The organism is Nocardia sp. CA-145437 (assembly GCF_050956485.1).
Taxonomy (GTDB): domain Bacteria; phylum Actinomycetota; class Actinomycetes; order Mycobacteriales; family Mycobacteriaceae; genus Nocardia.
This window is the reverse complement of record NZ_CP191204.1, coordinates 4109569-4131678: the sequence shown is the minus strand read 5'-3', so window position 1 is coordinate 4131678 and position 22110 is coordinate 4109569. Positions and strand designations below refer to the sequence as shown.

Genomic DNA, 22110 nt, shown 5'->3' with positions numbered 1-22110 from the left:
CCGGACCCCGACCGGGCCGTCCGATCGGGTAGGCGTGCGCGGCCACGAGGAGGCAGCGGTGATCACCCCTACCACCAATGGAGTACAGGACTACATCGACGCCGAGGACGTCGAGTACGTCGACATCCGCTTCTGCGACGTCCCCGGCATCCAGCAGCACTTCTCGATCCCGGCGAGCATGTTCGGCCCGGAGCTGGTCGAGGACGGCATCGCCTTCGACGGCTCCTCGGTGCGCGGCTTCCAGGCCATCCACGAATCCGACATGCTGTTGCTGCCGGATCTGCGCACCGCGCAACTGGATTCGTTCCGCGCCGCCAAGACCCTCAATATCAGTTGTTTCGTCCACGACCCGCACACCCGCGCCGCCTACAGCCGCGACCCCCGCAATGTGGCCCGCAAGGCCGAGGAGTACCTGTGCTCCACCGGAATCGCCGACACCGCCTATTTCGGCCCCGAAGCCGAGTTCTACATCTTCGACACGGTCCGTTACGACACCGGCATGAACCGGGCCTTCTACGAAGTGGATTCGTCGTCGGCGGACTGGAATACCGGCGAGAGAGTCAATCCCGACGGAACTCCCAACCGCGGCTACAAAGTCCGGCCCAAGGGCGGCTATTTCCCCGTCGCCCCCTATGACGCCGACGTCGATCTGCGCGACGCCATGTGCACGCACCTGCAACAGGCCGGATTCGAATTGGAGAAGGGCCACCACGAGGTCGGCACCGCCGGACAGGCCGAGATCAACTACCGGTTCAACACCCTGCTCGCCGCCGCCGACGACCTCATGCTCTACAAGTACATCATCAAGAACACCGCCTGGGCGGGCGGCAAGACCGTCACCTTCATGCCCAAACCGCTCTTCGGCGACAACGGGTCCGGCATGCACGTGCACCAATCCCTGTGGAAGGACGGCGCGCCGCTGTTCTACGACGAGGCGGGCTACGCCGGACTGTCGGATCTGGCCCGGCACTACATCGGCGGGCTGCTGCACCACGCGCCGTCACTGCTGGCCTTCACCAACCCGACGGTGAACTCCTACAAACGCCTCGTCCCCGGCTACGAGGCCCCGGTGAATCTGGTCTACAGCCAGCGCAATCGCTCCGCCGCCGTACGCATCCCGGTGACCGGCACCAATGCCCGCGCCAAACGTCTCGAATTCCGCTGCCCCGACTCCTCGGGCAACCCGTACCTGTCCTTCGCCGCCATGATGATGGCCGGACTCGACGGCATCACCAATAAGATCGAGCCCGCCCTGCCGGTCGACAAGGACCTCTACGAACTCACCCCCGAGGAGTCCGCCGAGGTCACCCAAACCCCGGCCGGCCTCGACGCGGTCATCGACCGTCTCGAGGCCGACCACGACTACCTCACCCAGGGCGGGGTGTTCACCGAGGACCTCATCGACACCTGGATCCGCCTCAAGCGCGACACCGAGATCGCCGAGATCAACCTCCGCCCCCACCCCTACGAATTCGAGCTGTACTTCGACGTGTAGAGCCCGGTCAGGGCACGCGGGAGCGGGCCCCGGTGCAGGACGCCCAGGCGCTGGGTGGCGCGGGTGAGGGCGACGTACAGTTCGGCCGCGCCGCGGGGGCCGTCGGCGAGGATGTGCTCGGGTTCGACCACCAGGACGGCGTCGAACTCGAGGCCCTTGGTCTCCGAGGCGGGGACCGTGCCCGGCATACCGGGCGGGCCGATCACGATACTGGTGCCCTCGCGGGCGGCCTCGTCGCGGACGAATTCCTCGATGGCAGAGGGCATGTCGTCGGTGGAGAGCTGCCGGGCCCAGGGTTGGACGCCGCAGGCTCGGACCGAATCCGGCGGGGTGACGTCGGGGGAGAAGTCGGCGAGCACGGCCGCGGCGACGGCCATGATCTCCGCCGGGGTGCGATAGTTCACGGTGAGCGAGCGGTACTGCCAGCGGCCCGGAACGTAAGGGTCCAGCATCGCGCCCCACGAGGTCGCGCCCGCCGCGGAACGACGCTGCGCGAGATCGCCCACCACGGTGAAGGAATGGCCGGGGCAGCGGCGCATCAGCACCCGCCAGTCCATGGCCGACAGCTCCTGGGCCTCGTCGACCACGATGTGCCGGTAGGTCCAATCCCGGTCCGCGGCAGCGCGTTCAGCCAGTTCACGGGTGTCGCGTTCGATGAACCGCTCGGCCAGGTCCTCACCGTAGAGCATGTCGGTGGCGAACAGATGGTCCTCGTCGTCCATGTGGTCGGCGCGGCTCACCAGCAGATCCAGCACGCCCTCGGCGTAGGCGGCCTGCGCCTTGCGTTCCCGCTCGGCCGCGGCTTCCTCGGCGGAGGTGTCGCGGCCCAGCAGGTCGGCCAGCTCGTCGAGCAGCGGGACATCCGACACCGTCCAGGCCTCGCCCCCGGCCCGCCAGAGCGACTGGTCGGCGCCCGCCGCGCGCAGCCGGTCGGTCGACGACAACAGTTCCGCCAGTAGCTGTTCCGGCGTGAGCGTCGGCCACAGTTCGTCGAGCAGGGCGGTGAAGCCCTCGTGCTCGGCGAGTTCGGTGCGCAGGTCGGTACGCATGTTCTCCCACGCCTCGCGGTCCTCGCGGGTGAGCCAGCCCTGACCGATGCGGGCGATCGCGCGCTCGGTCAACGCCCAGGTGAGCACCTCCACGAAAGTGGCGCGGGCCAGATTGTGCGGCAGACCGCTCTCGCGGGCCTCCGACCGCGCCCAGTCCGCGATGTCCGCACCGATGCGGACCGTCACATCCGAGAGCTCCAGGGACGCCGGCTCCGCAGGCACCCGCTGCCGGTCCGCGATCGCCGCTTTCAACACTTCGAGGATGCCCAGCGCACCCTTGAGCCGGGCCACCTCCGGAACATCCTCGGCGGTCGCGTGCACGCCGGGCATGAGATCCGCGGTGGTGGTGAACACCACGTTGGTCTCGCCCAGCGACGGCAGCACGCGCCCGATGTGCTTCAGGAAGGCCGTATTCGGGCCCACCACGAGCACGCCGTTGCGTTCCATCTGCTCACGCTGCGTGTACAGCAGGTACGCCACCCGGTGCAGCGCCACCACGGTCTTGCCGGTGCCCGGCCCGCCCTCGATCACCAGCACGCCCGGGTGATCGAGCCGGATGATGCGGTCCTGCTCGGCCTGGATCGTCGCCACGATGTCGCGCATGCCCTCGCCGCGCGGCGCGTTGACCGCCGCCAGCAGGGCCGCGTCACCGCGCTCCCCGTCCCCGGGACGGCCGAACACCTCGTCGGTGAAATCCACCACGGCACGGCCCCGCGTGTGGAATTGGCGACGCCGGCGCATGTGCTCCGGGGTCGCGGCGGTCGCGGTGTAGAACGCCTGCGACGCCGGGGCCCGCCAATCCTGCAGCAGCGGCTCGAATTCGTTGGTCTCGTCGTAGATGCCGATCCGGCCGATGTAGGCGCGCTCGCCGGTCTCGCTGTCGAGACGCCCGAAGCACAGGCCGTTGTCGGCCACACCCAGCCGGGTCATCTCCTTGGCCAGCGCCCGCGACTCGGCATCCCGCTCCACCAGCACCGTCGCATTACCGCGCACCGTCAGCGTCTCGCCGTACCGGCCGCGCACCCGCGCCCGCTCGGCGTCCAGCCGCTCATACAGCCCGGCCACGTAGTCGCGCTCGGACCGCAGTTCGTTCTCGTATCCCTGATCAGACATCAGCACCACACCTTCCGCCCAGCCGGTCCCGGCCGCCGCCCGCGCGCCATCCGCGCAGGCCGCAGCCCTCGGCCAGCGATTGTGCGCCACCACGGGGGCCTTGCCGCAAGCCCCCCACTGCGATATATGTTGAAAGGGGAGAGAGGTACAGCCCTCCCCGATTCCCTGATGTCGGCGCGCTGCTGAGCGGTGGCAGTCATGGCGAAACTCCTCCGGTGCAAGGGAATCGGTGGTGAACTCCCGCCACCGAGCCTGCTCGCCCGGGCCGACGGCAACCAGTGCACGCCGTGCCTCGTACCCCCGGGGCCACCCAAGTCCTGTGTCACACTGCGGACATGGCCGTGCGCGAGGATCTGGCGGAGTTCCTGAAGTCCCGGCGGGCGCGCGTCGATCCGCGGGACACCGGACTGCCGCCCTCGGGGCCACGCAAGGTCCCGGGTCTGCGCCGCGCCGAACTCGCACACCTCGCCGGAATCAGCGCCGAGTACTACCAGCGCCTCGAACAGGGCCGCGCCGCCAACCCCTCCGCCGACGTCCTCGACTCCCTCGCCGCCGCCCTGCGCCTCAACCCCGTCGAAACCGAGCACCTGCACGCGCTCGCCCGCCCGCCCCGGCGCTCCGAAACCACGTCCGCCGCACCGCGTCCCGAACTGCTGCGCATGCTCGACCTGATCGACAAGGCTCCCGCCGCGCTCATCACCGACCTGTTCGACGTGCTCGCCGCGAACCCGCTGGCGCACTACGTCTTCGGCGATCTGATCGGCGACAATATGGCCCGCTCACTGTTCTTCGCCCCCGCCGCCCGCGCCTTCTATCTCGACTGGGACGACGTGGCCGCCGCCACCGTCGCCCAGCTGCGCCGCGTCGCGGGCCGCTACCCCGACGACCCCGCCACCACCGCCCTCATCGACGAACTCGCCACCGGCAGCCCCGCATTCGCCGCCCTCTGGCGCGCCGGCGACGTCGAACACCGCACCCACGGCGGCAAACGCGTCCGCCACCCCCACTCCGGCGATCTCACCTTCGCCTACGAGAACCTCGAACTACCCGGCGATCCCCGCCGCCGCATCGTCACCTTCACCCCCGCCCCGCACACCACCCTGCCGGTCCTGTGACGGACCACGCGGTCACTCCGCGGTTCCGCGCGGAACGATCCACTGGTGCCGCAGTGTCGGGAAGACGCCGGCGATCAGTTCGAAATGCCTGTCGTAGTGCAGAACCGTGGCGTCGTAATGGACCGCGGTCGCCGCGATCAGGACATCCGTCGCCTGGGCGGAACGGCCGTGGCCGTGCGCCCAGAGTTGCTGCCGGATCGTGCGTACCAACCGGTCGATCGCGGGATCCATCGGGAGGAAACGGAACACTCCCGTATAGATCGTGATGATGCGTTCCAGGTCCTGGGCATTGCGGGCGCTGTAGCAGGCCTCGTCCAGCGTGACGGCATTCGAGCACAGGACGCCGACGGCGGCGTGGAGGCGGTCGAATGCCGCGCGCACGGCCGGGCGAGTTTGAATTCGGGATACCGCGCTGTGATCGGCGAGATACAGCGCGAGATTTCCGCCGCCGGTCATCGCGGCTGCGGCGGCTCGGCCTCCCCGGTCGGTTCGGCCTCGGGTAGGAAGGGCGCCGAGTCGGCGAACCACGCGATGGCGTCGTGCTGCTGACGTTGCTGGACCAGGAGGCGCAGCGCCGTGCGGACGGTCTCGGTTTTCGTGGCCCCACCGGTGACCCGCCGGGCCTGTTCCATGAGGTCATCCGGAATGTCGATCAGGGTTTTCGTCATGGTCACCTCCACGGGGATATATAAATCGTCCCTGAAGTATATCCGAGCCGGTGCGCGGCGGCTCGCCGATCAGGAATCGCCCAACGAGACGCGCCGAGAGTGGTTGCGGGTTCGTTCGGTGTGTTGTCGTTAGATTGTGGGCAGGACGGATCGGCCGCGACGCGAGAGTGGCCCGCAGGGAGGCGGGTTCGTGTCGCGGTGCGGGAATACCGTTGTGACACAACGTGCCACGCGAATGACAACGCGTGGTCATGTGGGGTGGCGTCAAACTATGACCTTGACCTCAGTGACCGCGCGGGGTCGTGGTGCGGTCATACGATCCGGGGCTGACATATGCGGGAAGGCGAGTAGGCCATGGATCGAAATGCGTTCGTCGAGGTGATGAACGAGGCGAGCGGCATGCTGGAGACCGGCCGGGCCGAGGAGGCGCTGGCGCGGTTGTCGGCGTTCGACGACGAGCTGGCCGGGGTCCCCGATCCCAAGGAATACGGCTGGATCGTCTCCTACCGCTTCCGATCCGCCTTCGCCGCGGGCGATTACGCCCAGGCTCTGCACCTGGCCGAACACGGCCCGGCCCGCTACCCGGCCGACATCCCGCCCGCCACCCTCGCCACCATGTACTCCATGGCCGTCGAGGCCGCCACCCAGCAGGACCTGCCCGACAGCGCCGTCCTCATGGCCGACCGCTGCATCGACCTGCGTCGCGCCCACGGCGAACACGCCGAAGTGCTGATGGCGGCCATGACCGCCTGCACCCTGCTCGGCGACATCGAAAGACACGACCTGGCAAGCAGATATGCGCAACTGCTGATCACCGAGGGCGTCGGCCACGACGACTACCGCGGCTACGGGTACTACGCGCTGTGCGCCGCCATCGAACAGGGCGTCGGCGGACACCTCATCGACACCCTGCGGGCCGGGCGCGAATGGCTCGAGACCCAGGACAACGAATTCGCCCGGGTGGCACTGGAATATCTGCAGACCGCTCCCGCCCTGCGTGACCCGCTCGCCATCGACCTCGGCCTCGAGGACCCGCTCCGCAATGGCGCGCCGCTGGTCGAACCCGCCGCCATATCGCCCGGACCCGGCGCACCCTTTCCCGACCCGGGCGCACTGTTCCCCGAACCGGGCGCACTGTTTCCCGACCCGGGCGCGGCCTTCCCCGAACCCGGCTCGGCACAGCCTGATCAGGCGTTCTCGCCGCTGGAACCCGCTGGCGCGCAGCCCGAACCTGGTGCGCCGGGAGCCGATTTCGGTGCCGCGCAGTCCGGCCCGGTGGCGGGCCTGCCGCCGCTCGATCCCGCCGTCGCGCCCGACGCCATGGCGACCCAGTACCTGCGGGTCGGCGACGGTGCGCCGCAGCTCGCGACCGGTCCGGCGCAGCCGCCCGCCGAGCAGCTCGCGGGCGGCGCGACCGCCGACGCGCTGATGGACGCCAACCGTCCGGGCATCGCCGCCGCCGCCTACCGGGCGCTGATCGACGACGCCGTCGGCACCGGGCGACCGGACCCGCTCATCATGGGCAAGGCCACCCTGGGCCTGCTCACCGCGCTCATCTTCGACAATCGGGTCGGCGAGGCGCATTCGGTGTGGATCGACGAGCAGGGACCCACCTACCTGGGTATCTGGTCGCTCGAGAACGGCCAGACCTCGGTGCACGACGCCATCGCCTACAACCTGGTGGCCGCGTTCCTGCACTCGCTGAGCACCGGCGACCCGAACGCCGCCAACCACGCCGTCGACAGCTTGATGACCCGAAACGTGGAGTGGGCCTACGAGAACGACAGTCAGGTCGTCCCCGCCATGATCGGCAGCTGGCGGCGGCACCTGCTCGAGATCCACGGCGGTGAACCCGCTCCCGAATACCGCTGGCAGCTGACCCAGGCCGAACAGCGCTGGGGCGCGCCGATTCCCGACGCCGGCCTGTACTGGATGCGCCCCTACCGCTGGGTCGTCGACTGGCTGTGACCGTCCGGCCGCCCGTGCCCTGACCGTTCCGGTCGGTACGTCCTGACCCGTGCCGGTGACCGGGGGAGTCGGCGCCGCCGCCTAGGCTGGCGGCATGGCGACCGAAATCTGGCACAACCCGCAGTGCTCCAAGAGCCGCACCGCCAAAGCGGTGCTCGAGGAAACCGGCTCGGACTATGTCGAGCGCCGCTACCTCGACAACCCGCCCTCGGCCGACGAAATCCGCGCCGCCCTGACCAAACTCGGCCTGGAACCGTGGGATATCACCCGCACCGCCGAGGCCCAGGCCAAGGAACTCGGCGTCGCCTCCTGGGGTCGCACCCCCGCCGACCGCGACCGCTGGATCGAGGCCCTGGCCACCCACCCCCGCCTCATCCAGCGCCCCATCGTCTTCACCGCCGACGGCCGCGCCTTCGTCGCCCGCGACAACGAAACCCTCGACGAACTGCGCTGACGCCGGTCGGCGAGATCCCGTACGGCGGCCTGTCGACACCGGGCGGTCCGCTGGGATCGCGCCACTCCAGGCCTTGCCGGTACGGCACCTGTGAACAGCTCCCGCTCGTTCTCGATGCGCCGCTGCTGGGCAGGCCCGGCCGCGGCCTCACGCACCGACAGCGTCCCCTGGTCCGGCGGGCCGCTGACATCGCCGGACAGGAGTGGTCCGGCAGTCCACCGGCACGAGCGCATCCGCGCCCGGGCATGAAATCGCCCCGGCAAGGCGCAGGCCTTGCCGGGGCGAGGTGTTCTCGGGTCGAAGCTCGAGGCGGTCGACAGCGGGACAGACGTCGTGGTGGGCGGCTGGACTGCGGCCCGGCCTTGATGTCAGCGTCGGGCAGGGAGCCGGGGTGGGTCAGTGCAGGACGAAGACCGGGAATCCCGGTGCGATGTCCGCCAGTTCGGCGTCGGTGGCGTTCTTGGTGACGCCCTCGAAGAAGCGGCCGACCTCCCAGCCCCAGCGGTCGAGGTAGGCGCGCAGGACGGGGATCTTGTCGGCGTCGGGGAGTTCGGTGGCGGTGAAGGTCTCGGACTTGCGGCCCAGGCGGAGTTCGCCGGTCCCGGCGACGCGCAGATTGCGGACCCACTGGGTGTGGCCGCGCGGGGCGACCAGGTAGCGGGTGTCGTCGATGGTCAGGACATTGACCAGGGTGGTGCGCCATTCGCCGGATGTGCGGCCGCGCACGGCCAGCAGCCGCGAGCCCGCGACGCTGATGCCGAGCTTGGGGAGCATATTGAAGAAGCGGTTCATGTAGGGGTCGAGACCGGTGGGACCGATGTAGCGGGTGGCGGCGGTGTGGGCGTCCATGAGATCTTCCTTCACTCTTTGAGAGCGGTGCTCTCTGTTGTGATCAGTGTGCATGCACGCCTCACGGAATGTCAAGAGCGGTGCTCTCGAAATATTCTGGTGATCCGAAACGTGGCACACTATCGGGATGAGCGTCCCCCGAACCGCCCGCGCCCGGGCCAGAGCCGAGATCACCCGCGAGATCACCGACGCCGCGCGCCGGCAGCTCGCCGAATCCGGCGCCCCCGCGCTGTCGCTGCGGGCCATCGCCCGCGAACTGGGCATGGTGTCCTCGGCGCTGTACCGCTACTTCCCCAGCCGTGACGACCTGCTGACCACGCTCATCATCGAGGCGTACGACAGCATCGCCGACGCGGTCGAGAACGCGGTCGCCGCCGCGGACACGCCCCGGGCGCAGTGGCGGGCGATCTCCCATGCGGTCCGGGACTGGGCCAAGGCGCATCCGCACGAGTACGCCTTGGTCTACGGCTCGCCCGTGCCGGGCTATCGGGCCCCCGAATCCACGGTCGGCCCCGCGTCCCGGGTGCCGGTGGCCGCGCTGGGCGTGGTCAACCGGGCGTGGAAGTCGGCCAGTCTCACGGTGTCCGACGAACCGGTCGATCCGGTGCTGGCCGCCCAGTCCGCGGGCATCGCCGAGCAGGTCGCGCCCGGTCTGCCCGAGGTCGCCGTGGTGCGCGGGGTCATGGCGTGGACGCAGCTCTACGGCACGGTCACCTTCGAACTGTTCGGCCAGCTCGACAACAGCATGGATCCGGCCGGACCGTTCTTCGCGTACTCCGTCGAGGCCATGGCCGACTTCATCGGCCTGACCCGCTAGCGATCCGAACGGCGTCGCGCTACAGCGTGAACGGCGGCGCGCCGATCCCGGTGATGCGCAGATTGCCCCACGGATCACGCTCCTGGAGCACGCCGGGCGCCGGGGACCGGCCCGGCACGGTCAGGAAGACCTGACCGCGCCCGGGATCGGGCAGAGTTGCACCGTCGTCGGCGGAAATCCTTCCGTACCAATGGAACTGGCCGTCGGTGGGATCCAGGTGGCCGGTCAGGGCGACTCGCACCGCGACTTCGATGCCCGGCGCGTCCAGCAGCGCCGGGCCCGAATAGTCCGGGGCCGGTTCGGGTTCGGTGAAGTCCTGCGGGTCCGCCGGTGGCCGGGGATCGCGGCGGTCCCGCCGGAACCTCACAGCAGCCCTCGGCGTCGCCACACGCGCTTGCCGATCGGCCCCATCAGCCCCTGTTCGTCCAGGAACGCGCCGAGATTCGCCGCGCCCAGCCCCAGTGCGCGCCGCGAATGCGGGTTGGCGCGGGCCATCCGCCGTGCGGCCCGCCCGTCCTCGATGCCCGCGCGGGCGTACATGTGCCAGTTGGTCATCAGGTACACGAACAGGGGAGCGGCCACCGCCACACACAGTCGCGTGTACAGCGTTTCGGCCTTCGACATGCTCGGCGCCCGGTGTGCCAGGGCGTCGCGGGCGAACCCGATGTGCCGCGCCTCCTCGGTGACGTGGATGCGCATGGCCCGCGCGACCAAGGGCTGCAACTGCGGATCGTCGAGGGTGCGGCGCTGCAGCGCGTCGAAGATCTCCTCGCCGACCAGCGCGCCCACCCACACCATGGACCCGCGCAGCAGCTGCTGCAGCGCGCTGATGGTCCAGCGCTCGAACCGGTTGGGCCAGTAGGGCCGCGCCTCGATGCGGTCGATGAGCTTGCCGAACATCATCATGTGCCGGCATTCGTCGCCCATCTCGGTGAGCGTGTAGTGCGCGTGCCGCGAGGTCGGGTCACCGGCCATGAGTTCGCGCAGCAGCAGGCGGTTGAGCAGGTTCTCGAACCAGATGCCGACCGAGAGCACATTGGCGAGTTCCTGGCGGGAGAGTTCGCGGCGCTGCTCGGGCGTCATGGCGTCCCAGAGCGGGGTGCCGAAGAGGGAGATGACCTCGGGCGGCAGGAAGAGCTTGTCCGGGTCCAGCGGGGCGTCCCAGTCCAGATCGACGACCGGGTCGTAGGACTTCTTCGCCGATCCGGCCAGCAAACGCTGGGCGAATGATTCGCGCCCGGAGAGGCCGCGCGCAGGCGTGGAGACCGCGTTGTCGCCCATGACAGCTCCCGACTATTACTGATACAGGCTGTTACACTCAGATTAGTGGTACATGCCGTCACGGTCAATGTCGGAGGTGGGTATCGTGAGGCGCGTGACCGGGACCCGACGCAGCACACCCGCGCCGCCGGGCGCCGACGGCCGCAGTACGCGCTGGGACGACCACAAGGCCCGCCGCCGCGTCGAGATGCTCGACGCCGCGCTGACCGTGATCGAGGAGCACGGCACCGAGATCTCCGTCCAGCAGATCGCCGACCGCCTCTCGGTCCCGCGCCCGGTCGTCTACCGGCACTTCGACGGCCGCACCGACCTCGACGAAGCCATCCGCCGCCACATCCTCGACGGCCTCACCGCCGAACTCATGCCGCGCCTGCACCCCGACGGCACCGTCCGCGACCTGGTGCGCGGAGCCGTCGGCACCTACGTCGGCTGGGTGGAACGCCACCCCAACCTGCACCGCTTCCTCACCGCCGCCGACCCGCACGGCGAATCCTCCACCGCGCTGGCCGGGGCCCGCGACCGGATCGGCGGGCGGCTCGCGGACCTGTTCGCCGACGCCCTGCACCGTTTCGGCATCGACCGGAACCGGGCCCGCCCCATGGCCTTCGGCACGGTCGGCTTCGTCGACGGCGTGGTCAACAGCTGGCGCGCGGCCCCCGGGCTGTCCTCGGACCACATCGAGGGCATCCTCGCCGAATCGGTGTTGTCGCTGCTCGAGGGCAATGCCCGTAGTCTGGACGTGCCGCTGACCCGCGACACCGTCGTCGCCGACCTGCTCTCGCGCACCGAGGCGGCGCGGGCGTGACGTCGATCGACCCGAGGACTCCGATGGCTGCACGCACTCTCGCCCGGCTGGCCGTGTTCACCGGAATCGCCGGGGCCGCACTGGCTCCGGCCGCCTCCGCCGGCGCCGACGCCGAACTTCCCGCCGGACTGCACTGCGACGTCCTGGACTGCCGCAACGACACCGACACCGAATACGTGGTCTCCGGCTACATGCAGTGCGAGTACCACGACTCGGACGTCGGCGGCTCCTCCGGCAGCGAGCAGTTCGTCGATTTCGTACCGGCCCATTCGCTCTACCGGCTCTCGTCCTGCATCGACGGGCAGGCGCCCTACCTGCGCTCCATCGACGAGGTCGACTAGCCCCTCGCCGCGCCGGTGAGGGCCAGATAGCTGCGATTCCACAGCCACTCGACCGGTCCGCGCTCGACGCGGCGCAGCCAGAAGTGGGCGAAGACCAGCATGAGCGCGCACACCAGCACGTAGATCCCCACCGTGAACGGCACCCGGGCGTTGGCCGACACCAGGCTCGCCAGGCCCAGACCCCAGCCGTAGCACAGGAATCCCGCCACCAGGTTCTGGAGGATGTAGCAGCTCAACGCCATTCGCCCGACCTCGCCGAAACGGCGGCCCACCCAGCCGGGCCGGGGCCGATGCGCGTACACCTCGGCGACCAGGGCGAGCAGGCCCAGCGAGACCACGGGCGCGGTGCCGTAGCGGGCCAGCAGGATCAGATCGCCGCCGATCAGGCCCAGCGCCAGGTCGACGGGCGCGGCGATGCCGAACCCGATCAGCATGAGCCGCTTGCGGATTCGAGCCCCGCCCGGCTCGAAGATCCCGGCCCGGAACAGTCGCGCACCCAGCAGGAACAGGGCGATGGACATCGGGAAGATGAGCAGCGGTTCGAGCCGGAACACCAGCAGGTGCTCCCACCGGAACGCCACCAGATCCCAGAACGAGCCGTCCGCGTACGGATTCGGATCCAGCGTCCGGCGCGGGCCGGAATCATCCGGAGATCCGACCGCGATCGCCACCGCGAACAGCGACAACAGGGTGAGATGCACGCTCGCCTGCGCGATGAGCCAGCGCCGCTGCGCCTTCGGACCGGTGGCCAGGATGAACGCCACCACCAGGCCGGTGATCGCGTACCCCATCAGCACGTCGAACTCGGCGACGAGGAAGAAGTTCAGCAGGCCGTCGAGGAACAGCAGCCCCGCCCGCACCGGATAGCTGCCAGGCCAGGCGCGCCCGCTCCGCACGGCCGATCGCTGCTGGATAGCCAGCCCGATGCCGAACATGATGGTCAGCAGCCCCAGGAACTTGCCCTGCGCGAGCTGCTGCAGGAATCGCTCGATCCACAGCCACGCCCCGTGCGGCTCGTCGCTGCGCGCGATGTAGCCGAGCAGCCCTTCGGCATTGGTGAAGATCCAGACATTGGTGCCCAGGGTGCCCAGGATCGCGATGCCGCGCAGCACGTCGAGCGCGGCCACCCGGCTCGAAACAGGCTGGGCGGGTGCGGGATCGGGGTCGTCGGCGACGGTGGTGACCGGGTGCGGCGGGCGGGGGAGGGGAGCCGATTCGACCATGCAGGTGATTGTGCCGTCGCGCCGGTCCCGGGCGGATCGCCCGCGAGGACGATCCGGCGTACGACTCGCGAATGAGACCGACCCGGACAGTCCGGCCGCGTCCGGGCCCGCCTTTCGCCTAGGCTCGAAGCCATGCAGCGCATCATCGGAATCGAGGTCGAGTACGGCATTTCGACGCCGACCGAGCCGTCAGCCAACCCGATTCTCACCTCCACCCAGGCGGTGCTCGCCTACGCCGCGGCCGAGGGCGTGCCGCGCGCCAAGCGCACACGCTGGGATTACGAGGTGGAATCGCCGTTGCGCGACGCGCGCGGTTTCGATCTCGGCAGGCTCAACGGGCCCGCGCCGGTGATCGACGCCGACGAGGTCGGGGCGGCCAACATGATCCTCACCAACGGGGCCCGCCTCTACGTCGACCACGCCCACCCGGAGTACTCCGCGCCCGAGGTCACCGACCCCCTCGATGCCGTGATCTGGGACAAGGCCGGTGAACGGGTCATGGAGGCCGCCGCCCGCTACGCCTCCAGCGTGCCGGGCGCGGCCCGCATGCAGCTGTACAAGAACAACGTGGACGGCAAGGGCGCCTCCTACGGCACCCACGAGAACTACCTGATGAGCCGGGAGACCCCGTTCAATCAGATCATCGTGGGCCTGACCCCGTTCTTCGCCTCCCGGCAGGTGGTGTGCGGGTCCGGGCGCGTGGGCATCGGCCAGTCCGGTGACACCCCCGGTTTCCAGCTGTCGCAGCGCGCGGACTACATCGAGGTCGAGGTCGGTCTCGAGACCACCCTCAAGCGCGGCATCATCAACACCCGCGACGAGCCGCACGCCGACGCCGACAAGTACCGGCGCCTGCACGTCATCATCGGCGACGCCAACCTCGCCGAATGGTCGACCTACCTCAAGGTCGGCACCGCGGCGCTGGTGCTGGACATGATCGAGGCCGGTGAGGACTTCTCGGATCTGCAGCTGGCCCGCCCGGTCACCGCCGTGCACACCATCAGCCACGACCCGACTCTGCGTGCCACCGTTGCCCTTTCCGACGGCCGCGAACTGACCGGCCTTGCGCTGCAACGCATCTACCTCGACCGGGTCGAGAAGTTCATGGACCGCACCGGAAACGACGACCCGCGGGTGCTGGACGTCATCGAGAAGTGGGCCCACGTGCTGGACCTGCTCGAGCGCGACCCGCTGGAATGCGCCGACCTGCTGGACTGGTGCGCCAAGCTGCGCCTGCTCGAGGGTATGCGCTCGCGTGAGGGCCTGTCCTGGGCCGCCCCCAAGCTGCACCTGGTCGACCTGCAGTACTCCGACGTGCGCCTGGACAAGGGCCTCTACAACCGCCTGGTGGCGCGCGGCTCCATGCAGCGCCTGGTCACCGAGCAGCAGGTCACCGACGCCATGACCAACCCGCCCACCGACACCCGCGCCTACTTCCGCGGCGAGTGCCTGCGCCGGTTCGGCGCGGATATCGCGGCGGCCAGCTGGGATTCGGTGATCTTCGACCTGGGCGGCGACTCGCTGGTGCGGATCCCCACCCTGGAACCGCGTCGCGGCACCAAGTCCCACGTCGGCAAACTCCTGGACGGCGTGCACACCGCCTCGGAACTGGTGCGCCAGCTGACCCACTAGGCCCACGTGAGAGGGGTACGGGAACTGAACCCCGTACCCCTTTTTCGTGTCCGCGACATGGCGGCGGAGAGATCGCGGGCACAGCACAATGACGTTTAATCCGGCATGTTGTCCCCGCTGGTGGGTACTGTTGACGGCACGAGCATCGGGTCTTCTCCGGTGCTCGCCGATGATCACAGAGGAGGTCGGCTGCTATGGCACAAGAGCAGACCAAGCGCGCCGGTGGCGGCGACGAGGACGAGGGCCCGGTCGGCGACGGTGGGGCGGGACAGGAGCGTCGCGAGAAGCTGGCGGAGGAAACCGACGACCTGCTCGACGAGATCGACGACGTGCTCGAGGAGAACGCGGAGGACTTCGTCCGCGCATACGTGCAGAAGGGCGGCCAGTGACCCAAGGTGACCCCCTGCGGCTCCAGTTGGGGTTCGCCCAATCCTCTTTCTCCGAGTACCTGCGTTTACACGCTCCGGAACTGTTGCCCGGCAACGGATTCGGATCCGGCGGCACGCACCCCAATCCGGGCGTGCCGTCGGATATCGCTCCGCACGGCACCACCATCGTCGCGGTCAGCTACCGCGGCGGTGTGCTGATCGCGGGCGACCGTCGCGCCACCCAGGGCAACCTGCTGGCCCAGCGTGACATCGAGAAGGTGTACATCACCGATACGTACTCCGCGGCCGGCATCGCCGGTACCGCGGGGATGGCGATCGAGATGATCCGCCTGTTCGCGGTGGAGCTCGAGTACTACGAGAAGATCGAGGGCGTGCCCCTCACCTTCGACGGCAAGTCCAACAAGCTGTCGAAGATGGTGCGCGACAACCTCCCCGCCGCCCTGCAGGGGCTGGCGGTGGTCCCGCTGCTGGTCGGCTTCGATCCGGACGCGCCGGACCCGGACAAGTCCGGGCGGATCGTGTCCTACGACGTGGTCGGCGGGCGCAGCGAGGAGCGGTTCGGGTACACCGCGGTGGGGTCGGGTTCCCTGTTCGCCAAATCGTCGCTGAAGAAGACCTACGCGCGCGGCCTCGACCAGGACCGGGCGCTGCGGATCGCGATCGAATCGCTCTTCGACGCCGCCGACGACGACACCGCCACCGGCGGTCCCGACACCATGCGCAACATCTACCCGACGGCTATCGTCATCGACTCCGAGGGCACCGTGGAGGTCACCGACGAGCGCCTGAAGGAGATCACCCGGGCGATGGTGGAGGAGCGGGCCGCGCTGGCGGCAGAGGGGATCGGCGAAGCATGACACTGCCGTATTACGCGTCGGCCGAACAGATCATGCGCGACAAGACCGAGCTCGCGCGCAAGGGCATCGCGCGCGGCCGCTCGGTCATCGTGCTGGTCTACGACAAGGGCGTGGTGTTCGTGGCCGAGAACCCCTCGGCCACCCTCCACAAGATCAGTGAGCTCTACGACCGGGTCGGTTTCGCCGCGGTCGGCAAGTACAACGAGTTCGAGGCGCTGCGCCGCGGGGGCATCCTGCAGGCCGACCTGCGCGGCTACCAGTTCGACCGCCGCGACGTGACCGGCCGGTTCCTGGCCAACCTGTACGCGCAGAGCCTGGGCACCATCTTCACCGACCAGCTCAAGCCCTACGAGGTGGAGATCTGCGTCGCCGAGGTGGGGTACCCGGAGCAGTCCACGAACTCGGTGCTGTACCGCATCAACTTCGACGGATCCATCGTCGACGAACGGGAATTCGTGGTAATGGGCGGCAACACCGACCCGATCACCACCGCCCTGAAGGCTTCTTACAAGCCGGGCATGGACCTGCATTCGGCCATCACCACGGCGGTGGCCGCGCTGCAGAAGGCCGTGCCCGAGGGCGACAAGGACAAGCAGCGCACCGTGGGCGTCTCCTCCCTGGAGGTGGCAACCCTCGAGCAGTCCCGGCCGCGGCGGGCGTTCCGCCGGGTCCACGGCGCCGCGCTGTCGGAGTTGATCACCGGCAAGGCGCCGAACGCGAAAGCGGCCGCCGAGGCCGACAAGCCGTCGGGCGGGGACCCGTCCTAAGGCCCCGGCGACGTCGGCAAATCCCGCTATTCGGGATAAGGCTCCTTTGCACTCTCAATAGCAGAGTGCAAAGGAGCCTTGCTTTTTCGCAGGGTAGAGCGCGTGCCGCGTTGCATGCCGTGCTAAATCGTTGTGAATACGTTTGCATCAGTGCTCCGACAAGGCCGTTACCGGGCACTATTCCGCTGTAATGTCGATAGGGTGCAGCGACGAATCATGGGGATCGAGACCGAATTCGGGGTGACGTGCACGTTCCACGGTCACCGTCGGTTGAGTCCTGACGAGGTGGCCCGGTACTTGTTCCGCCGGGTAGTTTCCTGGGGCCGTAGCTCGAACGTGTTCCTTCGTAATGGTGCCCGGCTCTACCTCGATGTCGGTTCCCATCCGGAGTACGCTACGGCCGAATGTGACAGCTTGGTGCAGTTGGTCACTCACGACCGCGCCGGCGAGCGGGTCCTGGAGGATCTGCTCATAGACGCCGAGCAGCGGCTCGCGGAGGAGGGTATCGGCGGCGATATCTACCTGTTCAAGAACAACACCGACTCCGCGGGCAACTCCTACGGCTGCCACGAGAACTTCCTCGTGGTCCGGGCCGGGGAGTTCTCGAGGATCTCCGACGTGCTGTTGCCGTTCCTGGTTACCCGGCAGCTGATCTGCGGGGCCGGGAAGGTGCTCCAGACGCCGAAGGCGGCGACGTTCTGCCTGTCGCAGCGAGCCGAGCACATCTGGGAGGGGGTGTCGTCGGCGACCACGCGGTCGCGGCCGATCATCAACACCCGTGACGAGCCGCACGCCGACGCCGAGAAGTACCGGCGCCTGCACGTGATCGTGGGCGACTCGAACATGGCCGAACCGACGACCATGCTGAAGGTGGGCACGGCGTCGCTGGTGCTGGAGATGATCGAGGCGGGCGTCGCGTTCCGAGACTTCGCTCTGGACAACCCGATTCGCGCCATCCGCGAGGTCTCGCACGACCTCACCGGTCGTCGGCCCGTGCGGCTGGCGGGCGGGCGGCAGGCGTCTGCGCTCGAGATCCAGCGCGAGTACTACGCCCGCGCCGTCGAGCATCTGCGCAACCGCGACCGCGACCCGCAGGTCGACGCGGTGGTGGATCTGTGGGGCCGTACCCTCGACGCGGTCGAGGCGCAGGACTTCGCCAAGGTGGACACCGAGATCGACTGGGTGATCAAGCGCAAGCTGTTCCAGCGGTACCAGGACCGCTACAACATGGAGCTGTCCGATCCCAAGATCGCCCAGCTGGATCTGGCCTACCACGACATCAAGCGCGGACGCGGGGTCTTCGACCTGCTCGCCCGCAAGGGTCTGGCCAAGCGGATCACCGAGGACGACGCGGTCGACGCGGCGGTCACCACGCCGCCGCAGACCACCCGGGCCAAACTGCGCGGCGATTTCATCACCGCCGCGCAGGAGGCGGGCCGCGACTTCACCGTCGACTGGGTCCACCTCAAGCTCAATGACCAGGCGCAACGGACGGTGCTCTGCAAGGACCCGTTCCGCTCGGTCGACGAGCGCGTGGACCGGCTCATCGCCTCCATGTAGGGAACGGCCCAGCTCTCGGGACTCGGGCCTCCGTCTCCCCGAGGCCGGGCTTCGCCCCGAACCCCCGGATCCCGGGGAACTCGTCCGGCAACGGGCCGCGAATCACTCGGTTCGCGGCCCGTTCCGCGCGTTATGGGGCGGGTTAGGGGAAAAACGCGACCGCCCATGCGCCGACTCGGCGACACTCCCATTACTCTCTACGGGGTGGCGATATCCAAGGTCGAGCGGTTGATGAATCTGGTTATCGCGCTGCTGTCCACCCGGCAGTTCCTGACCGCGGAGCGGATTCGGGAGTCGGTCGCCGGGTACGAGGAGTCCGCGAGCGACGAGGCCTTCAGCCGGATGTTCGAGCGCGACAAGAACGAGCTGCGCGATCTGGGCATACCCCTCGAGATCGGGCCGGTGAGCCGGTTGTCGAGTGTCGAGGGCTACCGCATCAACCGGGATGCCTATGAGCTCCCGGACATCGATCTGACCAGCGAGGAAGCGGCCGCGGTCGCGGTGGCCGTGCAGTTGTGGGAGTCGCCGGAGCTGGCGGCGGCCGCCGAGGGCGGCCTGCTCAAGCTGCGCGCGGCCGGTATTCACGTGGAGCCCGACGCCGGGGTGTCGGCGGTGCCCGCGGTGCCGGCGCGGACACGCGGCTCGGAGCCGGTGCTGGGCAAGCTGCTCGCCGCGATCGATGCCGGACGGTCGGTGCGGTTCAAACACCGGCAGTCGCACGGGGATCCGGTCGAACGCGATGTCCAGCCCTGGGGTGTGGTGACCCACCACGGCCGCTGGTACCTGGTCGCGCACGACAATGTGCGCGACGCGCAACGGGTGTTCCGCATCTCCCGCATCGACGAGGACGTCATCGAATACGGCCCGGCCAATGCCGTGCACAAGCCCGAGGACCTGGACCTGCGCGCCGTGGTCGCCGAGGTCACCGCGCAGTCGCCGATCACCGGATCGGCCACGGTATGGGTGGCGGAGGGGCGGGGCCAGGAGATCCGCCGCCTCGGACCGGTCATGGAGGACCGGGTGCTGGGCGGGCGGCCCGGCTCGATCGTGGAGGTGCCGATCCGGTCCCGCGACTGGCTGGCCCGGCTCATCACCGGACTCGGCGCGGACGCGCTGGTGCTCGCGCCGGAGGACCTGCGCGACAACGTGATCGCGCGCCTGAAGTCGGTGCTGGAGCGGACGGAGGTGACGGCGTGAGTGCGGACGCGTCGCGGAAACGCCGGGGAGACAGCGTGATCGACAATGCCCGTAAGGGTGACGGAGCCCGGGCGTCGGAGGGCGCGAAGGACCGGCGGGGCAGCGCGGCGGCGAGCAGCCGCCTGTCGACCCGGCTGGCCCGGCTGCTCAATATGATTCCGTACTTCCAGGCCAACCCGGGCATCGGCGCGGCGGAGGCGGCGGCCGAACTCGGCGTCACCACCAAGCAGCTGATGACCGACCTGAACCAGCTGTGGATGTGCGGCCTGCCCGGTTACGGGCCCGGTGACCTGATCGACCTGTCGTTCTCCGAGGAGAGCATCGAGGTCACCTTCAGCGCGGGCATCGATCGCCCGCTGCGGCTGACCTCCCTGGAGGCGACCGCGCTGCTGGTGGCCCTGCGCTCGATCGCGGATCTGCCCGGCATGGTGGATCCGAGCGCCGCGCACTCGGCCACGGCGAAGATCGAATCGGCCATCTCCGGACGGGAATTCGCGGGTCCTGCGCTGCCCGCGCCGGTGGAGGCGCCCGCGGTGGCGACCGTCCGGTCCGCCGTCGAGCACGACCACGCGCTGCGCCTGGTCTACTACTCGGCCAGTCGCGATGTGGTGTCCGAACGCGTCGTGGACCCGATCCGAATCGTGCTGGTGGACAACAACAGCTACCTGCAGGCGTGGTGCCGGCAAGCCGAGGGCGTGCGCCTGTTCCGCCTCGACCGGATCGAGGAGGCCACCGAACTCGACGAGCCCGCGCGCCCGCCCGCCGAGGCCGCCCTCGACGAGTCCGCGGCGCTGGACCTGTTCGTCGACGATCCCGCGGTCCCGCTGGCGCGCTTGCTGATTCGCCCCGATTACGCGTGGGTGCTCGAGCAGTACCCGATGCACAAGGTCACCACTCACCCCGACGGCAGCCTCGAGGCCACCATGCGCTTCGCTACCCTGGACTGGATGGCGCGGCTGCTGCTCGGCTTCGGCGCGGGCGTCACCGTGCTCGGCCCCGCCGAACTGGTGACCGCGGTGCGGGATCGGTCCGGTTCGGCGCTGGCCGCCTACGCCGGACTCGACGACACCGGGCTCGGGGATCTCGCCGGGCTCGAGGAGGTCGGTCCCGCTTGAGTTTCCGGGTGACGGTGCTCGGCGCGGGCAGCATCGGGTGTTATGTGGGCGGGCGGCTGGCCGCGGCGGGCGCGGAGGTGACCTTCGTGGGCCGTCCGCGCATCCTCGACGAGCTGAACGCGCACGGCCTGCGGCTCACCGACCTCGACGGCAAGAACGTCACCGTCGAGCCGACCGCGTTCCGGACGGCCACCGAGCCCACCGATGAGGCCGATCTGGTGCTGATCACCGTCAAGTCCGCGGGCACCGCGACCGCCGCCGCCGAGCTGGCCGGGGTGCTCGCGCCCGGCACCGTGGTGCTCAGCCTGCAGAACGGCATCGGCAACGACGCGGTGATCCGTGAGATCCTGCCCACCTGCGTGGTGCTGCCCGGCATGGTGATGTTCAACGTGGTCCACCGTGACGAGGGGCGCTTCCACCGCGGCACCGCGGGCACCGTCGACCTCGCCGACGATGCGGTGCTGAACCGGTTCACCGGCGTCTTCGCCCGGTCGGGTCTGGGCTTCAAACGTCATGCCGACCTGCTGTCCATCCAATGGGCCAAGCTGCTGCTCAACCTGAACAACCCGATCAACGCGCTGTCGGGCCGCCCGCTGCGCGAGGAGCTCGGGTCCCGCGATTACCGGCGCTGCCTGGCCCTGGCCCAGCGCGAGGCGCTGGCCGCCATGGCGGCCGCGCGGATCCGCCCGGCCCGGCTCACCCCGTTGCCGCCGGAGCTGATGGCGCGTCTGCTGACCGCGCCCGACGGCGTCTTCCGTCGAGTTGCCGGACGTGTGCTGGCCATCGATCCGGTGGCCCGCTCGTCCATGGCCGACGACCTGGCCGCCGGGCGCGCCACCGAAATCCCTTGGCTGTGCGGAGAAATCGTCAGCCTCGGTGCCATGGTAGGAATACCCACGCCGGTGAACCAGAAGCTGATAGAACTCGTGACAGCCGCGGAGAACGGCGACCGGCGCACCTGGTCGGGAGCGGAATTGCTGGCACAACTCGAGGGCGCCGCGCGTGACGACGCGGCGAACGAGGGTTGACAACGAGGTTCGCGGTATGCGGGTCCGGTAGCATCGGACTCACCAAGTCTTTGGAGGTAATGGAATGACAGGCGCCATCAGCCCGTGGCACTTGCTGATCGTTGTGCTGATCTTCTTGCTGTTCTTCGGCTCGAAGCGCATGCCGGACGCGGCCCGCAGCCTGGGTCGCTCGATGCGCATCTTCAAGACCGAGGTCAGCCAGATGCAGAACGAGGGCAAGACGGGCGAGGCCGCTCCCGAGGCCCAGGCCCAGCCGGTGCAGCCGCCGGCGCAGCTGCCGCCCGCCCAGCCGGTGCAGCAGCCCGCGGCACAGCCGAACGACCAGCAGAAGGCCTGAATCGGCCATCATCCGGGATGAGCGTGGGCTCATCCCGGATGTGGTGTTGT

General features: G+C 69.2%; 23 protein-coding genes. 16 read left to right on the top strand and 7 right to left on the bottom strand.

Going from position 1 to position 22110, the window contains the following annotated elements:
- The first annotated feature begins 58 nt into the window (after nt 1-58).
- Nucleotides 59-1495, top strand: a complete 1437-nt coding sequence (glnA, locus tag ACQPYY_RS19240; RefSeq protein ID WP_433590429.1) for a type I glutamate--ammonia ligase — start codon at nt 59-61, stop codon at nt 1493-1495.
- Here the strand turns inward: glnA and helR are convergent.
- Entirely contained in the window at nt 1465-3657 is a 2193-nt protein-coding gene (helR, locus tag ACQPYY_RS19235) for an RNA polymerase recycling motor ATPase HelR (RefSeq protein ID WP_433590428.1), read from the bottom strand. The genes glnA and helR overlap by 31 nt on opposite strands.
- 335 nt (nt 3658-3992) lie before the next feature.
- Here helR and ACQPYY_RS19230 point away from each other — a divergent pair, with 335 nt between their 5' ends.
- Nucleotides 3993-4772: a helix-turn-helix domain-containing protein gene (locus ACQPYY_RS19230; protein WP_433590427.1), complete on the top strand. Its 780-nt coding sequence runs from the start codon at nt 3993-3995 to the stop codon at nt 4770-4772.
- Between the two features lie 12 nt (nt 4773-4784).
- Here ACQPYY_RS19230 and ACQPYY_RS19225 read toward each other — a convergent pair whose 3' ends face one another.
- Nucleotides 4785-5228 (bottom strand): PIN domain-containing protein, encoded by a 444-nt coding sequence (locus ACQPYY_RS19225; RefSeq protein ID WP_433590426.1) that lies wholly within the window; start codon nt 5226-5228, stop codon nt 4785-4787.
- On the bottom strand, nt 5225-5440 hold the full coding sequence (locus ACQPYY_RS19220; protein ID WP_433590425.1) for a type II toxin-antitoxin system VapB family antitoxin: 216 nt from the start codon (nt 5438-5440) through the stop codon (nt 5225-5227). Before ACQPYY_RS19220 ends, ACQPYY_RS19225 begins: the two co-directional genes overlap by 4 nt.
- Before the next feature lie 354 nt (nt 5441-5794).
- Between ACQPYY_RS19220 and ACQPYY_RS19215 the strand changes: the two genes are divergently transcribed.
- A complete protein-coding gene (locus ACQPYY_RS19215; RefSeq protein WP_433590424.1) occupies nt 5795-7408 on the top strand; it encodes a hypothetical protein in 1614 nt (537 codons plus the stop codon).
- A 94-nt stretch (nt 7409-7502) separates the two neighbouring features.
- Nucleotides 7503-7862 carry an arsenate reductase family protein gene (locus ACQPYY_RS19210; protein ID WP_357283966.1) on the top strand — a complete coding sequence of 120 codons (360 nt, stop codon included), beginning with the start codon at nt 7503-7505 and terminating at the stop codon, nt 7860-7862.
- A 396-nt stretch (nt 7863-8258) separates the two neighbouring features.
- On the opposite strand, the gene ACQPYY_RS19205 is transcribed toward ACQPYY_RS19210, so the two are convergent.
- The gene (locus ACQPYY_RS19205; protein ID WP_379107110.1) at nt 8259-8711 is read right to left on the bottom strand and encodes a nitroreductase/quinone reductase family protein; all 453 of its coding nucleotides are present in this window, start codon (nt 8709-8711) and stop codon (nt 8259-8261) included.
- Between the two features lie 127 nt (nt 8712-8838).
- Here ACQPYY_RS19205 and ACQPYY_RS19200 point away from each other — a divergent pair, with 127 nt between their 5' ends.
- Nucleotides 8839-9528 carry a TetR/AcrR family transcriptional regulator gene (locus tag ACQPYY_RS19200; protein WP_433590423.1) on the top strand — a complete coding sequence of 230 codons (690 nt, stop codon included), beginning with the start codon at nt 8839-8841 and terminating at the stop codon, nt 9526-9528.
- Between the two features lie 19 nt (nt 9529-9547).
- On the opposite strand, the gene ACQPYY_RS19195 is transcribed toward ACQPYY_RS19200, so the two are convergent.
- Together ACQPYY_RS19195 and ACQPYY_RS19190 are read right to left on the bottom strand one after the other, a co-directional pair.
- Nucleotides 9548-9895, bottom strand: a complete 348-nt coding sequence (locus ACQPYY_RS19195) for a DUF4873 domain-containing protein (protein WP_433590422.1) — start codon at nt 9893-9895, stop codon at nt 9548-9550.
- Entirely contained in the window at nt 9892-10809 is a 918-nt protein-coding gene (locus ACQPYY_RS19190; protein WP_433590421.1) for an AurF N-oxygenase family protein, read from the bottom strand. The genes ACQPYY_RS19195 and ACQPYY_RS19190 overlap by 4 nt, the downstream gene beginning before the upstream one ends.
- A 94-nt stretch (nt 10810-10903) precedes the next feature.
- On the opposite strand from ACQPYY_RS19190, the gene ACQPYY_RS19185 reads away from it, so the two are divergent.
- Both ACQPYY_RS19185 and ACQPYY_RS19180 read left to right on the top strand, forming a co-directional pair.
- A complete protein-coding gene (locus tag ACQPYY_RS19185; protein WP_379107100.1) occupies nt 10904-11614 on the top strand; it encodes a TetR/AcrR family transcriptional regulator in 711 nt (236 codons plus the stop codon).
- Nucleotides 11615-11637: 23 nt separating this feature from the next.
- Entirely contained in the window at nt 11638-11955 is a 318-nt protein-coding gene (locus ACQPYY_RS19180) for a hypothetical protein (RefSeq protein WP_433590420.1), read from the top strand.
- Here ACQPYY_RS19180 and ACQPYY_RS19175 read toward each other — a convergent pair.
- Entirely contained in the window at nt 11952-13178 is a 1227-nt protein-coding gene (locus ACQPYY_RS19175) for a DUF418 domain-containing protein (protein ID WP_433590419.1), read from the bottom strand. The two genes, ACQPYY_RS19180 and ACQPYY_RS19175, sit on opposite strands and share 4 nt — an antisense overlap.
- 132 nt (nt 13179-13310) lie before the next feature.
- On the opposite strand from ACQPYY_RS19175, the gene dop reads away from it, so the two are divergent.
- From dop to tatA, 9 genes are all read left to right on the top strand, one after another.
- A complete protein-coding gene (dop, locus tag ACQPYY_RS19170) occupies nt 13311-14810 on the top strand; it encodes a depupylase/deamidase Dop (RefSeq protein WP_379107094.1) in 1500 nt (499 codons plus the stop codon).
- A gap of 194 nt (nt 14811-15004) precedes the next feature.
- Nucleotides 15005-15199 (top strand): ubiquitin-like protein Pup, encoded by a 195-nt coding sequence (locus tag ACQPYY_RS19165; RefSeq protein ID WP_033089305.1) that lies wholly within the window; start codon nt 15005-15007, stop codon nt 15197-15199.
- Entirely contained in the window at nt 15196-16056 is an 861-nt protein-coding gene (gene prcB / locus ACQPYY_RS19160) for a proteasome subunit beta (RefSeq protein ID WP_379107092.1), read from the top strand. Before ACQPYY_RS19165 ends, prcB begins: the two co-directional genes overlap by 4 nt.
- The gene (gene prcA, locus ACQPYY_RS19155; RefSeq protein ID WP_357283940.1) at nt 16053-16823 is read left to right on the top strand and encodes a proteasome subunit alpha; all 771 of its coding nucleotides are present in this window, start codon (nt 16053-16055) and stop codon (nt 16821-16823) included. The genes prcB and prcA overlap by 4 nt, the downstream gene beginning before the upstream one ends.
- 201 nt (nt 16824-17024) lie before the next feature.
- Nucleotides 17025-18383: a Pup--protein ligase gene (gene pafA, locus ACQPYY_RS19150; protein WP_357085449.1), complete on the top strand. Its 1359-nt coding sequence runs from the start codon at nt 17025-17027 to the stop codon at nt 18381-18383.
- Nucleotides 18384-18587: 204 nt separating this feature from the next.
- Nucleotides 18588-19580, top strand: coding sequence for a helix-turn-helix transcriptional regulator (locus tag ACQPYY_RS19145; protein WP_433590418.1), 993 nt, complete (start codon nt 18588-18590; stop codon nt 19578-19580).
- Between the two features lie 122 nt (nt 19581-19702).
- On the top strand, nt 19703-20695 hold the full coding sequence (locus ACQPYY_RS19140) for a helix-turn-helix transcriptional regulator (protein ID WP_379107223.1): 993 nt from the start codon (nt 19703-19705) through the stop codon (nt 20693-20695).
- Nucleotides 20692-21723, top strand: a complete 1032-nt coding sequence (locus tag ACQPYY_RS19135) for a 2-dehydropantoate 2-reductase (RefSeq protein WP_433590417.1) — start codon at nt 20692-20694, stop codon at nt 21721-21723. Before ACQPYY_RS19140 ends, ACQPYY_RS19135 begins: the two co-directional genes overlap by 4 nt.
- Before the next feature lie 64 nt (nt 21724-21787).
- Nucleotides 21788-22060, top strand: a complete 273-nt coding sequence (gene tatA / locus ACQPYY_RS19130; RefSeq protein WP_357085454.1) for a Sec-independent protein translocase subunit TatA — start codon at nt 21788-21790, stop codon at nt 22058-22060.
- Nucleotides 22061-22110 lie beyond the last annotated feature (50 nt).